The sequence below is a fragment of the Roseomonas sp. TS2 genome (assembly GCF_058833935.1).
Map to the genome: position 1 here is coordinate 1 of NZ_JCACVY010000107.1, position 15077 is coordinate 15077.

The 15077-nt window shown below is 71.7% G+C and carries 10 protein-coding genes; 7 read left to right on the plus strand and 3 right to left on the minus strand.

Annotated features, from left to right (window positions below):
- The coding region (locus tag ACZJYS_RS15975; RefSeq protein WP_109515852.1) for a response regulator transcription factor at positions 1-698 on the minus strand (698 nt) is incomplete at its 3' end.
- A gap of 116 nt (positions 699-814) precedes the next feature.
- On the opposite strand from ACZJYS_RS15975, the gene ACZJYS_RS15980 reads away from it, so the two are divergent.
- Entirely contained in the window at positions 815-1579 is a 765-nt protein-coding gene (locus tag ACZJYS_RS15980; RefSeq protein WP_493179573.1) for a HugZ family pyridoxamine 5'-phosphate oxidase, read from the plus strand.
- Between the two features lie 199 nt (positions 1580-1778).
- Positions 1779-3386 carry a phosphoenolpyruvate carboxykinase gene (locus ACZJYS_RS15985; RefSeq protein ID WP_493179574.1) on the plus strand — a complete coding sequence of 536 codons (1608 nt, stop codon included), beginning with the start codon at positions 1779-1781 and terminating at the stop codon, positions 3384-3386.
- A gap of 166 nt (positions 3387-3552) precedes the next feature.
- On the opposite strand, the gene ACZJYS_RS15990 is transcribed toward ACZJYS_RS15985, so the two are convergent.
- The gene (locus ACZJYS_RS15990) at positions 3553-4455 is read right to left on the minus strand and encodes a bifunctional helix-turn-helix transcriptional regulator/GNAT family N-acetyltransferase (RefSeq protein ID WP_493179575.1); all 903 of its coding nucleotides are present in this window, start codon (positions 4453-4455) and stop codon (positions 3553-3555) included.
- Between the two features lie 505 nt (positions 4456-4960).
- On the opposite strand from ACZJYS_RS15990, the gene pnp reads away from it, so the two are divergent.
- The 5 genes from pnp to ACZJYS_RS16015 all read left to right on the plus strand — a co-directional run bounded on the left by pnp (position 4961) and on the right by ACZJYS_RS16015 (position 14539).
- Positions 4961-7156, plus strand: a complete 2196-nt coding sequence (gene pnp / locus ACZJYS_RS15995; RefSeq protein ID WP_109515856.1) for a polyribonucleotide nucleotidyltransferase — start codon at positions 4961-4963, stop codon at positions 7154-7156.
- A 141-nt stretch (positions 7157-7297) separates the two neighbouring features.
- On the plus strand, positions 7298-8698 hold the full coding sequence (locus ACZJYS_RS16000) for an NAD(P)H-dependent flavin oxidoreductase (protein ID WP_109515857.1): 1401 nt from the start codon (positions 7298-7300) through the stop codon (positions 8696-8698).
- Positions 8699-8809: 111 nt separating this feature from the next.
- Complete coding sequence (locus ACZJYS_RS16005; protein WP_109515858.1) at positions 8810-9256, plus strand: DoxX family protein; 447 nt, start codon at positions 8810-8812, stop codon at positions 9254-9256.
- A gap of 74 nt (positions 9257-9330) precedes the next feature.
- On the plus strand, positions 9331-11076 hold the full coding sequence (locus ACZJYS_RS16010; RefSeq protein ID WP_493179576.1) for a glycosyltransferase: 1746 nt from the start codon (positions 9331-9333) through the stop codon (positions 11074-11076).
- A gap of 127 nt (positions 11077-11203) precedes the next feature.
- A complete protein-coding gene (locus tag ACZJYS_RS16015) occupies positions 11204-14539 on the plus strand; it encodes a glycosyltransferase (RefSeq protein ID WP_493179577.1) in 3336 nt (1111 codons plus the stop codon).
- A 59-nt stretch (positions 14540-14598) separates the two neighbouring features.
- Here ACZJYS_RS16015 and ACZJYS_RS16020 read toward each other — a convergent pair.
- Positions 14599-15077, minus strand: a 479-nt coding sequence (locus ACZJYS_RS16020; protein WP_493179578.1) for a nucleoside transporter C-terminal domain-containing protein, incomplete at its 5' end; no start/stop codon positions are given.

Genomic DNA, 15077 nt, shown 5'->3' on the forward strand with positions numbered 1-15077 from the left:
GCTTCCTTGTAGCGGTAGCCGATGCCGTAGAGGGTCTCGATCATCGAGAAGTCGTCGTCCACGGCGCGGAACTTCTTGCGCACCCGCTTCACGTGGCTGTCGATGGTGCGGTCGTCCACGTAGATCGCCTCGCCATAGGCGGCGTCGATCAGCTGGTCGCGGTTCTTCACCATGCCCGGGCGCTGCGCCAGCGCCTTCACCAGCAGGAACTCCGTGACGGTGAGCTGCACCTGTTCGCCCTTCCAGAGGCAGGTGTGCTTGGTCTCGTCCAGCGTCAGGTCGCCGCGGGTGATGACGCCGGAGGGCGGCGCGCCGCTGCCCTCGGCGCGGCTGGCCTCGTTGCGGCGCAGCAGGGCGCGGATGCGCTCCAGCAGCAGGCGCTGGCTGAAGGGCTTGGTGATGTAGTCGTCGGCGCCGAGGCGCAGCCCCATCAGCTGGTCCAGCTCCTCGTCCTTCGAGGTGAGGAAGATCACCGGCATCGAGGAGCGCTGGCGCAGCCGCTGCAGCAGCTCCATCCCGTCCATGCGGGGCATCTTGATGTCCAGCACCGCCAGGTCCGCCGGGCGGGAGAGCAGGCCCTGCAGGGCGCTCTCGCCATCGGTGTAGGTGCGCACCTGGAAGCCCTCCTGCTCCAGCGTCATGGAGACCGAGGTGAGGATGTTGCGGTCGTCATCGACCAGGGCGATCGTGGCGGGCATGTGGTCTGGCTCCTGCGGCCTCCCGTGTCGAGGCATTGTCCCTGCGGATGCGGCCGGGATGCGCCGGGATTGTGGCACGGGCCGGGCCGCCGCATGCGCATTAGGAGGCGAGGGGGATGAACGACAAGCCCGAAGCCGCGCGCGCCGCCGCCATCCGGCAGGCGCGGGCGCTGCTGCGCGGGGCGCGGAGCGCGACTCTGGCGACGCAGCAGGAGGGCCAGCCCTTCGCCAGCCTCGTCACGCCCGCCATGGCGCCGGATCTTTCGGTGCTGCTCTGGCTCTCCGGCCTGTCCGAGCACACGCGGCAGTTGTCGCGCGAGCCGCGCTGCGCGCTGATGGTGCAGGGCCGGGCCGAGGGTGCCAACCCCCAGACCGCGCCTCGCGCAACTGTGACGGGGCTGGTGGAGCGCGTCTCGGGGGATGAGACGGCCGCCCTGAAGGCGCGCTGGCTGGCTTTGCACCCCTACGCGGCGCTCTACGCCGGCTTCGCCGACTTCGCGCTCTGGCGCATCCGGCCGCAGGCGGCGCTGCTGGTGGGGGGCTTCGCGGCGGCCACGCGGCTGCGCGGCAGCGAGTTGCGGCCCAGCCCCGCGGCGGTGGCGGCGATCGCCGCGGCAGAAGCCGGGATCTGCGCCCACATGAACGAGGACCATGCCGAAGCCATTGAAATCATTGCCGTCCATTTGTGCGGCGGGGAGGCTGGGCCGTGGCGCATGGTGGCCGCCGACGTGGATGGCTGCGACCTGGCGCTGGGGGAGCGCGTGTGCCGCCACGACTTCCCGGAACCCGTGGCGGACCTCGCCGGGATGCGCGCGGCGCTGGTGGAGGCCGCCCGGCGGGGGCGCGTGGCACGAGGCCAGCAGGCAGGAAACGGGTCGTGATCTTGTCATATAATATGACGACAACACTTACATTGACCAATTGCTAGGCAAGCTTCTAGGTTCTCTCCACCACCCGGTTCGCAAAGCATGTGGCACGCGGTTGTGCGGGATGCCGCGCGGCCCGGGGGCCTTCAATGGCTACTGCCCCACGGATCTTCCGCTGGAGGAAAAGCGCCTTGATCTTGGAGAATGCTGCCAGATGACAGCGTCGAACCCCGCCCTGGAGGCTCTCGCCGGCACCGGCGTGACCGCCACCCCCGAGGTCCATGCCAACCTGACCGCCGCCGGGCTGTACGCCCAGGCGCTGCGCCGCGGCGAGGGCCGGCTCTCGGCGGATGGTGCCTTCATCGCGGTGACGGGCCAGCACACCGGCCGCTCGGTGCAGGACAAGTTCGTGGCCGACGACCCCGAGGTGACCAGCGAGATCTGGTGGGGCAAGGTCAACCAGAAGCTGGACCCCGCCAAGTTCGAGGCCTTCACCGCCGATGCGCGCGCCTGGCTCGGCAGCCGGGAGGAGCTGTTCACGCAGGACCTCTACGCCGGCGCCGACCCGGAGCACCGCATCCGCGTGCGGCTGGTGACGACGAATGCCTGGCACGCGCTGTTCGCGCGCAACATGTTCATCCGCCCGCCGGTCGAGGAGCTGGCCTCCTTCACGCCGGACTTCACCATCCTGCACGCGCCGGAGATGGAGGCGAAGCCGGAGCATGGCGGCCGCGCCGGCTCCACCACGCTGATCGCGCTCTCCTTCGCCAAGAAGGTGATCTGCATCGCCGGCACCAGCTACGCGGGCGAGATCAAGAAGAGCATCTTCACGGTCATGAACTGGCTGCTGCCGGCCAAGGGCGTGCTGCCGATGCACTGCTCCGCCAATGTCGGCAAGGCGGGCGACACGGCGCTGTTCTTCGGCCTCTCCGGCACCGGCAAGACCACCCTCTCCTCCGACCCCGAGCGCGCGCTGATCGGCGATGACGAGCATGGCTGGTCGGACAAGGGCGTCTTCAACTTCGAGGGCGGCTGCTACGCCAAGGTCATCAAGCTCAGCCAGGAGGCCGAGCCGCAGATCTGGAACGCCTCGCACCGCTTCGGCGCCGTGCTGGAGAACGTGGTGGCCGATAAGCGCGGCAACCTCGACCTCGACAATGGCTCGCTGACCGAGAACACCCGCTCCTGCTACCCGATCGAGTTCATCCCCGGCACCGCGCCGGGCGGGCAGGCCGGGCTGCCGAAGAACGTGGTGATGCTGACGGCCGACGCCTTCGGCGTGCTGCCGCCGATCGCCAGGCTGACGCCGGCGCAGGCCATGTACCACTTCATGTCCGGCTACACCGCCAAGGTGGCGGGCACCGAGAAGGGCCTGGGGAAGGAGCCGCAGGCCACCTTCTCCACCTGCTTCGGCGCGCCCTTCCTGCCGCGCCACCCCGAGGTGTACGGCAAGATGCTGGCCGAGCTGATCGCCAAGCACGGCGCGCAGGTGTGGCTGGTGAACACCGGCTGGACCGGCGGCAGCTACGGCACCGGCCACCGCATGAGCATCAAGCACACCCGCGCCCTGCTGCGCGCGGCGCTGGACGGCTCCCTGGCCCAGGCGAAGTTCGAGACCGACCCGTTCTTCGGCCTCGCCGTGCCGCAGGACGTGCCGGGCGTGCCGGCCGAGGTGCTGAACCCGCGCGAATCCTGGGCCGACAAGGCGGCCTACGACAAGACCGCGGCGCACCTCGTCTCGCTGTTCGAGAAGAACTTCGAGACCTTCGCCGGCACGGTGAGCGACGAGGTGAAGGCGGCGGCGCTGCGCGCGGCGGCCTGAACCTGCCGATGTGAGCCTGGCGGATCGACAGGGCGGAAGGGGCGGGGGAAGCGATTCCCCCGCCCTTCGTCTTTTCCGGCTGCGCCCCGGCCCGGCTGCTCCGGGCCCCGATTCGCGCGGCCTTGATTCGCCCGGCCCGGCTTTCTCCCGGGCCCGGAACGCCGGCTCAGGCCAGGGCCTTGTCCCATTTCTCCGCCACCAGGGCATGGCCATAGGCCTGCTCCGGCACGCTCTCCCGCAGGCTCCAGCCCGCCGCGGCGTAGAGGCCGCGCGCCTCCGTCAGGCAGGAATAGGTCCACAGCACCATCGCGCGGTGGCCGGCGGCACGGGCGAAGGCCTCGGCCTCGCCCAGCAGGCGGCGGCCCAGCCCATGGCCGCGCGCGGCCGGCTCCAGCAGCAGCAGCCGCAGCTTGGCGACGCCCGGCGCCTCCGCCACCACCGCCACGGAGCCCAGGAACTGCGCGCCCCGCTCGGCCACCCAGATGCGCTCCCGCGCCGGGTCGAAGCGCGCCAGCATCTCCGCCACGATGCCGGCCACCGCCCCCTCGAAGCGGATGTCCCAGCCCCGCTCCTCGGCATAGAGCGCGGCGTGGCGGGCGATGATGGTCCCGAGATCCCCCGGCCGGTGCGGGCGCAGCGTGACGGGCAGTGCCTCCTCCGGCTCCAGCTGCGCCAGGATCTCGGCCATGGCGGCCAGCAGGCGCGGGCGGTCGGCGGCGGGGCGGGCGGCCAGCAGGGCGGTGGCCCGGGCGTCGGCGGCGGTGTCCAGCGCGGCGAAGCCCGCCAGGCCGCCGGGCGTCAGGAACAGCCGGTGCTGCCGCCCATCCGCCGGGTCGGGGCGGCGCTCCAGCCAGCCGCGCGCCTGCAGGCGGCGCAGCAGGCGGGAGAGGTAGCCATCGTCCAGCCCCAGCCGGGCCGCGAGCGCGGCGGCGGCGCTGCCGGGCTGCTGCGCCAGCTCATAGACCAGGCGCGCCTCGGCCAGGGGCAGGTCGCCGCCGGGCAGCGGGCCGAGCGCCTGCGCCTGCCGCGTGACGGCGCGGTGGAAGCGGCGGATGAGGGTCTCGGGCAACATGCCTGACAGAGGCAGGAATATGCCTGCCTTTGTCAAGCATTCCGGAGGGAGGAGATATCCTGGCCTTGGCGGGCCGGCGGCCGCCCGGCGCCGGGAATCCCGGCCCGCATGCCGCTCCGTGGCAGGGGCGGGCGGGCGGCGCCGTGATTTTTCCGTAGCATCCGGCCCGCCGACCGTTCATAACCCGGCGCGGGCCGCCCCACCGGGCCGGCCCGGACCCGCGAGCGTGCGGGAAAGAACAGCGGCTGCGCCAGGCGCGACCCCATCCGTTTCGAGGGGCGTGGCGGCGTTTCCGGCCACATGGTGCGTCCCGCGGTTCCGCCGTGCGGCCACCCCATGCCGCCCGAGACGCCGAGAGCCTTCCATGGGGAAGGCGGAGACCTGGTCTGGCACTGCAATTCCCGCATCGCTCTTTCGGCACTCCGCCACGGCCACGGGCCCGGGCGGGGAGAGGCAGGACCCGCAGCCATCCATGCGCGGGCCGCGATGCTAAGGACGATCCATGTTCGACAACTACTTCCGCAAGGACATCGCCTGGGGCGGTAAGACGCTCACCCTGGAGACGGGCAAGGTCGCCCGCCAGGCGGACGGCGCGGTGATGGCGCGCCTCGGCGACACCATCGTGCTCTGCACCGTGGTCGGCGCGCGCAGCGTGAAGCCGGGGCAGGATTTCTTCCCGCTCACCGTGAACTACCAGGAGAAGGCCTTCGCGGCGGGCAAGATCCCGGGCGGCTTCTTCAAGCGCGAGGGGCGCCCCTCCGAGGCGGAGACGCTGATCTCCCGCCTGATCGACCGCCCGATCCGCCCGCTCTTCCCCGAGGGCTTCCGCAACGAGGTGCAGGTCATCGCGACGGTGCTGTCGCATGACATGGAGAACAGCCCGGACATCGTGGCGCTGGTCGGCTGCTCGGCCGCGCTGACGCTCTCTGGCATCCCGTTCTTCGGCCCTGTTGGCGCCGCGCGCGTCGGGCTGATCGAGGGCGCCTACGTCCTCAACCCGACGCTGGAGCAGATGAAGTCCTCCAAGCTCGACCTCGTGCTCGCCGGCACCGCCGAGGGCGTGCTGATGGTCGAGTCCGAGGCGCATGAGCTGTCCGAGGACGACATGCTGGGCGCCGTGACCTTCGGCCACAAGGGCTTCCAGCCGGTGATCGAGGGCATCATCGAGCTGGCCGAGCGCGCCGCCAAGGAGCCCTGGGACCTGCCGGAGGAATCGGCCGAGACCGCCGCTCTGAAGCAGAAGCTGGCCTCCCTGGGCTCCGCCCCGATCGGCGAGGCCTACAAGGAGACCCAGAAGCTCCTCCGCCAGAAGAAGGTGGGCGAGGCCAAGAAGGCGATCCTGGCGCAGCTCTCCGAGACGGAGGCCGAGGCCGCCAAGGGCCTGCTGAAGGAGCTGGAGGCGACGGTGGTGCGCGACGCCATCCTCGACACCGGCATCCGCATCGACGGCCGCGACACCAAGACCGTGCGCCCGATCGTGGCCGAGGTCGGCGTGCTGCCGCGCGCCCATGGCTCGGCGCTGTTCACCCGCGGCGAGACGCAGGCCTTCTGCGTGGCGACCCTCGGCACCGGCCAGGACGAGCAGATCATCGACCAGCTCGCGGGCGAGTACCGCGAGAACTTCATGCTGCACTACAACTTCCCGCCCTACTCGGTGAACGAGACGGGCCGGATGGGCAGCCCCGGCCGCCGCGAGATCGGCCATGGCAAGCTGGCCTGGCGCGCCATCAAGCCGCTGCTGCCGGAGAAGTCCACCTTCCCCTACACGATGCGCGTGGTCTCCGAGATCACCGAGTCGAACGGCTCCTCCTCGATGGCCACCGTCTGCGGCACCTCGCTGTCGCTCATGGATGCGGGCGTGCCGCTGAAGCGCCCCTGCGCCGGCATCGCCATGGGCCTGATCAAGGAGGAGCGCGGCTTCGCCGTCCTCTCCGACATCCTGGGCGACGAGGACCACCTCGGCGACATGGACTTCAAGGTGGCCGGCACGGAGGAGGGCATCACCTCCCTCCAGATGGACATCAAGATCACCTCGATCACGCCCGAGATCATGCGCATCGCGCTGGAGCAGGCCAAGGGCGGCCGGCTGCACATCCTGGGCGAGATGGCCAAGGGCCTGACCGGCGCCCGCACGGACGTCGCCTCCAACGCGCCGAAGATCACCGTGATCAACGTGCCGAAGGACAAGATCCGCGAGGTCATCGGCACCGGCGGCAAGGTGATCCGCGACATCGTCGAGACCACCGGCACCAAGATCGACATCGAGGATGACGGCACGATCAAGATCGCGTCGACCAGCCCCGAGGCGACCCAGGCGGCAATCGACCGCATCCGCGGCATCACCGCCGAGCCCGAGATCGGCGTGATCTACAACGGCACCGTGGTGAAGACCGCCGAGTTCGGCGCCTTCGTCAACTTCCTCGGCGCCAAGGACGGGCTGGTCCACATCTCCGAGCTGGCCAATGAGCGCGTCAGCAAGACCACCGACATCGTCAAGCAGGGCGACAAGGTGAAGGTGAAGGTGCTGGGCTTCGACGACCGCGGCAAGGTGAAGTTGTCCATGCGGGTTGTCGATCAGGCCACGGGTGCCGACATCAGCGATCAGGTCGGTGCCCGCCGTCCGCGTGACGAGGGCGAGGCCGAGGGCAATGGCGAGGGCCGGCAGGAGCGCCGCGAGCGCCGCCCCCGCCGCGACTGAGGACCGGTCCGGTTCGGTTCCCCCTCTTGCGCGCAACGGCCGCTGGCCGTTGCGCGTTTTCAAACGCCGGGGCTGCGAAAGCGCCCCCGGCGCGCTATATGACGATATCGTGATAAACAGCTTCTGGGACGGTAGGCTGCGGTGAAGGCGATCAACGCGATCCGGATGGGCGGTGTGGACGTGCTTCCGCTGGTGGAAGGCGGCAAGGGCGTGGCCGTGTCCACGGGAGCTTCCTGCGGGGAATGGGCGGGCGCCGGTGGCGTCGGCACCTTCTCCGGCGTGAATGCCGACAGCTACGATGCCGAAGGCAACGTCATCCGGCAGGTCTATCATGGCCGCACCCGGCGCGACCGGCATGAGGAACTCGTGGCCTACGGCATCTCGGGTGGCATCACCCAGGCGCGCGAGGCCTATGAGCGCTCGAACGGCCAGGGCCGCATCCACATCAACGTGCTGTGGGAGATGGGCGGCGCCGAGCGCGTGCTGCGCGGCGTGCTGGAAGGCGCGCGGGGGCTGATCAACGGCGTCACCTGCGGCGCCGGCATGCCCTACAAGCTGGCCGACATCGCCCGCGAGTTCGGCGTGTTCTACTATCCCATCGTCTCCTCCGGCCGGGCCTTCGCGGCGCTGTGGAAGCGCAGCTACTCCAAGGCGGCCGAGCTGCTGGGCGGCGTGGTCTACGAGGACCCCTGGCTGGCCGGCGGCCATAACGGCCTCTCCAACTCCGAGGACCCGAACAAGCCCGAGGCGCCCTATGCCCGCGTGCTGAAGCTGCGCGAGCAGATGCGCGCCTTCGGCCTGGGCGACGTGCCGATCATCATGGCCGGCGGCGTCTGGTGGCTGGAGGAGTGGGAGGACTGGATCGACAATCCGGAGCTCGGCCCCATCGCCTTCCAGTTCGGCACCCGTCCGCTGCTGACCAAGGAAAGCCCGATCAGCGAGGCCTGGAAGCAGCGCCTGCTGACGCTGAAGCCCGGCGACGTGCTGCTGCAGCCCTTCTCGCCGACCGGCTTCTACTCCTCCGCCGTGCGCAACGACTTCCTGCGCGACCTCGAGGCGCGCAACGAGCGGCAGGTGGCGATCAGCCCTGAGCCGGTGGGCGAGCACACCGCCGAATATGGCGTGGGCCCGCGCAAGCGCCTCGTCTGGCTGGCGCCGGGCGACCTGGAGCGCGTGCATCACTGGGAGGCGCAGGGCTACACCGAGGCGCTGCGCACGCCGGACAATACGCTGGTCTTCGTGACGCCCGGGAACGCCCGCGAGATCTTGAAGGACCAGACGGACTGCATGGGCTGCCTCAGCCACTGCCGCTTCTCCAACTGGACGCAGCACGGGCCGGACTACAGCAACGGCAAGAAGGCCGACCCGCGCAGCTTCTGCATCCAGAAGACGCTGCAGGACATCGCGCATGACGGCGAGATCGAGCACAACCTGATGTTCGCCGGCCACAACGCCTATCGCTTCGGGCAGGACCCGTTCTACTCGAACGGCTTCATCCCCACCGTGCGGCAGCTGGTCGAGCGGATCATGTCTGGCCGCTGAGAAGGCAGTTCACCACCTTGTTACTGCGCTCCCGCCTGTGCGGGAGCACAATCCTTTCGCGGGCGGAAGCATAATGTCGCTTCCGTTCCGTATGAGGCAGGGGAAGCTGCTGTGCCGAAGCTGATCGAATCCATCCTGAGCCACCCGCTGGTCGAGATCCTGGCCAGGGTGGTGCTCTGCTTTCCCTTCTGGGGCAGCGGGCTCAGCAAGCTGCTGGACTTTCAGGGCGGCGTCGCCGAGATGGCGCATTTCGGCCTGAACCCGCCGGTGCTGTTCAACATCCTCGTCGTCATCACCCAGCTCGGCGGTTCGGCGCTGGTCATCCTCAACCGCTGGACCTGGCTCGGCGCCGGGGCGCTGGGCGTGTTCACGGCGCTGACCATCCCCCTGGTGCATCATTTCTGGCTTCTGGAGGGGGAGCGGGCCATCATCGCCTTCCACACCGCGGGCGAGCATGTCGGCATGATCGGCGCGCTGGTGGTGGTCTCCATCCTGGCGGCAAGGCCGCGCAGCCGTTCCTCCTCCTCCTCCCGCATGGCGGCCCTTCCCGCCGAGTGAGTGCCCTCCGCCTGATGCCGCCGACCCGCACCGCAGCCCTGCCCGCCCCGTTGCCTCGGCCCTAGACGTCCCGCATGGCACTTCTCCCCTGGGATGCCGCCGGCTACGCCGCGTGGCTGGAGCGCCACGGCCGTCTCACCGGGGCCGACCGGCAGGCGATCGCGGCGCAGGTCGCGCGCATGGGGGAGCGTCCGCGCTTCCTGCTGGTGCCGCTGCTGCGCGCCGGAGAGAGCCCCGTCGACTGGGCGGAGACGCTGCGCGGCGCGCTGTCCCAGCTCTACCCGGAATGGCGCCTCTGCCTGCCCGGCGCGGCCTGGCTGGAAGGGCTGCCGGAACCCCCGCCGCGGCCGGAGCAGGTGCTGGCCGTGCCCCTGCCTGCCGCCGCCGAGGCGCTGCCCGCCGCTTTCCTGCAGGCTGCGCTGGCGGCGGCGGAGGATGACGAAGCCTTCGTGCTGCCGCTTCCGCGCGGCGCGGTGCTGGACGAGACGGCGCTGCACGAATTCGCGCTGCTGCGGCTGCGCCACCCCGACAGCGCCCTGCTCTATGCCGACGAGGACCGCCTGGATGCGGCGGGGCGCCGCGTCTCTCCCCGCTTCAAGACGGGCTTCGACCCGGAGCTGATGCTGGCGCGCGACGCGCTGGGCCTGCCGCTGGCCTTCCGGCTTCCGCTGCTGCGGGGCCTGGGCGGGCTGCGGCGCGAGGCCGGCCCGCTGGGCGTCGCCCTGCACGATCTGGCGCTGCGGGCCATGCGGCGCGTGCCGCAGGAGCAGATCCGGCATGTGCCGGCGGTTCTCTGCCACCGCCGCCTGCCGGAGGACGCCCCGGCGGAATGGGAGGGCGAGGCCGCTCGGCGCGTGTTGCGGGAGCATCTCGCCGCCTGCGGCCACCCGGCGGCGCGCCTGCGCCCCGTGCCGCAGGCGCCGCAATGGTGCGCGGTGGACTGGCCGCTGCCCGCGCGGCCGCCGCTGGTCTCCGTCATCATCCCGACGCGCGACGGCGCCGGCCTGCTGGCCCGCAGCGCCGATGCCGTGCTGCGCCGCACGGACTATCCTGCCCTCGAGCTGCTGATCGTCGACAATGGCAGCACCGGGGCCGAGGCCCTGGCGCTGCTGGCGCGGCTGCGCCAGGACCCGCGCGTGAGCGTGCTGGATGCCCCCGGCCCGTTCAACTACGCCGCGCTGAACAACGCGGCGGCGGCGGCGGCGCGCGGCGAGGTGCTGCTGCTGCTGAACAACGACACCGATGTCTATGAGCCCGGCTGGCTGCGCGCCATGGTGGCGCAGGCGCTGCGGCCCGAGGTGGGCGCGGTGGGGGCCAAGCTGGTCTATGCCGATGGCCGCCTGCAGCATGGCGGCGTGGTGCTCAGCCCGGGGCCGATGCTGGCGCACCAGCTCCGCCTCGCGGAGCCGGAGGAGACCGGGCCGCAGGGCGAGCTGATCCTGGCGCGCTCGGTGCTGGCGGTGACCGGCGCCTGCCTGGCCATCCGGCGGCAGCTCTATCTGGCGATGGGCGGCCTGGATGCCGGGGCGCTGCGCGTCGCCTTCAACGACATCGACCTCTGCCTGCGGCTGGGTAGCGAGGGCTACCGCATCGTCTGGACGCCCGAGGCGACGCTGATGCACCTCGAATCCGTCTCGCGCGGGGACGATGCGAGCGACCCGGAGCGCCATGCGCGCTTCCTGCGGGAGCTGGGCGTCATCCAGTCCCGCTGGGCCGTCGAGCTGGCGCGCGACCCCTACCACAATCCCAATCTGCTGTTCTCCTGGCAGGGCAGCGGGCTGGCCTCGCCACCTAGACGCTCCCGGCCGTGGCTGGCATAGCGAACCCGTTTACCTCCCTGGCCGCACGGCTGCCGCACAAGGCCGCCGGTGGGGCCGCCGCTGGGGCCGCCGCAAGGTCCGCTGCGGCGGCCGAAGCGGCTCCCAGGGCATCATCCGGAGTAGATTGATGGACAACCGAACGCCCGGCACTGCTGGAGCGCGTGGGGGTCACGAGGCCGCCCCGCTGGCTGCCCCGCTGGCTGCCCAGCTGGCTGCGCTGACGGATCCTTCCCTGGATCCGCTGTTCTGGCAGGCGGAGCGGATCGGCGAGGCGAGCGCCTGGTGGCAGCACGTGCCCTTCGCGCACTGGCTGGTCCGGCAGGCGGCGCCGCGCAGCCTGGTGGAGCTGGGCGCGCGCGACGGCATATCCTACTCGGCCTTCTGCCATGCGGTGCAGCGCGGCGGCCTGCCCACGCGCTGCTGGGCCGTGCAGCGCGAGGAGGAGGACCAGGGCGCCACCTCCTGCGGCGGCGCGGAACGCGGGAATTTCCGCAGCTTCCACGATGCGCGCTTCCTGGCGTTCTCCGGCCTGCTGCGGATGGCGGCCGACGCGGCGCTGCCGCGCTTCGCGGACCGCTCCATCGACCTGCTGCACATCGACGGGCTGCGCACCCAGGAGGCGGCGCGCCACGATTTCGAGGCCTGGCTGCCGAAGATGTCGGAACGCGGCGTGGTGCTGCTGCACGGCACCAACGTGCTGGAGGAGGAGGATGCAGGCGTCTGGCGCCTGTGGGCCGAACTGCGCGGTCGGTACCCCGCCTTCGAGTTCCTGCACGGAGGGGGGCTTGGCGTGCTGTGCGTGGGCGAGGCGCCGCCGCCGGCGGTGCTGGCGCTGACCGCGCTGGCCGACCCGGCCGAGACGGCGCGGCTGCGTGGCCGCTTCGCCTGGCTGGGCGAGCGCTGGGAGGCCGAGACGCGGGAGCGGCTGGCGACGGAAGCGCGGCACGAGGCCGAGCGGCAGGCCGCGGCGCTCGAATCCCGCCGCGCCCAGGCCGTGCAGCGCGCCGAGGCGGCGCGGGCCGAGCTGGAGGCGGAACGTGACCGCGCGGAGCAGCGGACGGAGGCGGCGCGGTCGGCCTCCATGACCGCCGCCTTCAGCCATGTGGAGGCGGCGCAGGCCGAGCTGGAGGCCGCCCGCCGCAAGGCGGAGCAGGACGCCGCCGCGCGGGAGCAGCTGCTCTCCCGGCTGCTGCGGGCCGAGGGCGAGCTGCACGCCACCCAGGCCAGCCTGCGCCTGCTGACGCAATCCACGCTCTGGCGTGCCGCCGCGCCGCTGCGCAGCGCCGCCGGGCGGCTGCCGCCCGGCATGCGGCGCGGCGTGCGCGGCGCGATGAAGCTCGCCTGGTGGTCGGCCACGCTGCAGCTGCCGCGCAAGCTGCGGGAGCGGCGGGAGATCATCGCGGCGCTGGCCGCCATGCCGCAGCCGGCGCCGGCTGCGTCCGCGCAGGCCCTGGCGTTCACCGCCCCCACCGCCTCGCAGGGCGCCGCCCTGGCCGACCTCAGCGGCATGGGCGCGCTGCGCGTGGTCTGCATCTCGGGCGAGGCCAGCACGCCCGGCCATCTCTACCGCGTCGAGCGTCCCGCCGCCGCCGCCCGCCGCGCCGGCGCGCAGGTCTGGGTGGTGCGGATGGAGGATATCGAGGCCAGCCTGGCCGAGATCGGCATGGCGCAGGTGCTGTGGATGTGGCGCGTGCCGCTGAACGAGGCGGTGGCGCTGGCCATCTCCACCGCGCGCCGCAACGGCGCCCGCGTGGTGTTCGACGTGGACGACCTGCTGATCGACCCGCGCCTGGCGCGCTCCGACAAGATCGACGGCATCCGCAGCCAGAAGCTGCCGGAGGAGATGGTCGCCAACCATTTCCACCAAGCGCGGCAGGCGATGCTGGCCTCCGACCTCTGCACCACCAGCACCGAGGAGCTGGCCTGGCACATGCGCGACGCCGGCATGCCGGTGCGCGTGCTGCCCAACGGCTTCGACCACGACACGCTGGCCGTCTCCCGCCGCGCCGCCCGGCACTGGGCGAAGGAGCGGGACGGGCTGCTGCGCATCGGCTACGCCTCCGGCTCGCGCACGCACCAGAAGGACTTCAAGCAGTGCGCCGCCGCGGTGGCCGGGGCGCTGCGCCGCTTCCCCGAGGCGCGGCTGGTGCTGTTCCGCTTCGCCCAGAACATCCCGACCATGGAAGGCACGCCGACGCTGGACGTGGAGGAGTTCCCCGAGCTGGCGGGCCTCGAGGACCGCATCGAGTGGCGGCCCATGGTGCCGCTGCCGCGGCTGCCCGAGGAGGTGGCGCGCTTCGACGTCAACCTCGCGCCGCTCGAGGTCGGCAACGACTTCTGCGAGGCGAAGAGCGAGCTGAAGTATTTCGAGGCGGCGCTGGTGGACGTTCCCACCATCGCCTCGCCCACCGGCCCCTACCGGCGCGCCATGAAGCATGGCGAGACCGGCTACCTGGCCGGCACGCCGGAGGAATGGTCCTCGGCGCTCGAGGCCCTGCTGGGCGATGCCGCGCTGCGCCGCCGCATGGCCGCCGCGGCGCAGCGCGACGTGCTCTGGGCCTATGGCCCCGAGCAGCGCAACGCGGCCGTGGCGGATGTGCTGGAGATGCTGCGCGGCGGGCGCTCCGCCGCCCTGGCCTTCCGCCGCAGCTGCGAGCCGCTGCCGCTGCCCGTCGCCCCCACCGTGCCGGAGCACGAGGTGGTGTACGAGCACGATGCGCTGGGCGCCGCCGCCGTCACCGTCATCGTGCCGCTCTACAACTATGCCCGGCACGTCGCGGAGGCGCTGGACAGCGTGGTGGCGCAGACCCTGCGGCCGCTCGACCTGGTGATCGTCGACGATGCCTCGACGGATGATTCGCGGGCCGTGGCGCTGCGCTGGGCGGCGGCCAATGCCGGCCGCTTCAACCGCCTGGTGGTGGCGCGCAACCTGAAGAATGCGGGGCTGGGCCTGACCCGCAACGTGGCCTTCACCCTGGCCGAGACCCCCTGGGTGCTGCCGCTGGACGCCGACAACCGCCTGCTGCCCGATTGCGCCGCCGCCTGCCTGCGCACCGCCGATGCCTCGGGGGCCGCCTTCGCCTACCCCATCATCCGCAAGTTCGGCGATGGCGAGGGGGTGATGAACCTGCCGCCCTACGACCCGGTGCGGATGGCCAACGGCAACTACATCGACGCCATGGCGCTGATCTCGCGCGCCGCCTGGAACTGGGTGGGCGGCTACGACCACATCCCCGGCGGCTGGGAGGATTTCGACTTCTGGTGCCGCCTCATGGAGCGTGGCCTGCATGGCGAGCAGGTGCCCGGCGAGCCGCTGGCCGAGTACCGCGTGCACCACACCTCGATGATCAACACCGCCAACAGCTCCACCGCCCGGGTCGAGGCGATGATCGCCGAGCTGACGCGGCGGCACCCCTGGCTGACCATCATCTGGCCGCTGAAGGTGCCGCGCCCGAAGGCCTGACGGGGAAGCGGCGAGGGGGAGCGGCGAGGGGCCGGGGAAGGGCGTTCCCCGGCCTTCGCTCAGGGCGGCGTCATCAGCCCCACCACCGCGCCCGTCATGCAGCAGGCCAGCGTGCCGGCGGCCAGCGCCGGCAGGCCGAGGCGCAGGATGTCCGCCTTCCGCTCCGGGCACATCGCCGTCATGCCGCCGAGCATGATGCCGACCGAGCCGAGATTGGCGAAGCCGCACAGCGCGTAGGTGAGGATCAGCCGGCTGCGCGTGTCGAGCCCGAGGCCGCCGCCGGTGGCGAGGTCGAGATAGGCGACGAACTCGTTCACCACCAGCCGCACGCCGAGGCTGGTGCCGACGGTGGCGAGGTGCTCCGGAGGCACCCCCATCAGCCAGGCGACGGGGCGGAAGCCCAGCCCCGCCAGCGCCTGCAGCGACCAGCCGGTGAGCGGCTCCACCGCCATGTTCGCCAGCGCCACCAGCGCCACGAACACGATCAGGCACGCCATGACGCCGAGCAGCAGGCTCAGCCCGTCCGCCGTGCCGCGCA

Coding starts and splice junctions, on each gene's coding strand:
- ACZJYS_RS15980 (WP_493179573.1), top strand. CDS start 815: ATGAACGACAAGCCCGAAGCCGCGCGCGCCGCCGCCATCCGGCAGGCG.
- ACZJYS_RS15985 (WP_493179574.1), top strand. CDS start 1,779: ATGACAGCGTCGAACCCCGCCCTGGAGGCTCTCGCCGGCACCGGCGTG.
- pnp (WP_109515856.1), top strand. CDS start 4,961: ATGTTCGACAACTACTTCCGCAAGGACATCGCCTGGGGCGGTAAGACG.
- ACZJYS_RS16010 (WP_493179576.1), top strand. CDS start 9,331: ATGGCACTTCTCCCCTGGGATGCCGCCGGCTACGCCGCGTGGCTGGAG.
- ACZJYS_RS16015 (WP_493179577.1), top strand. CDS start 11,204: ATGGACAACCGAACGCCCGGCACTGCTGGAGCGCGTGGGGGTCACGAG.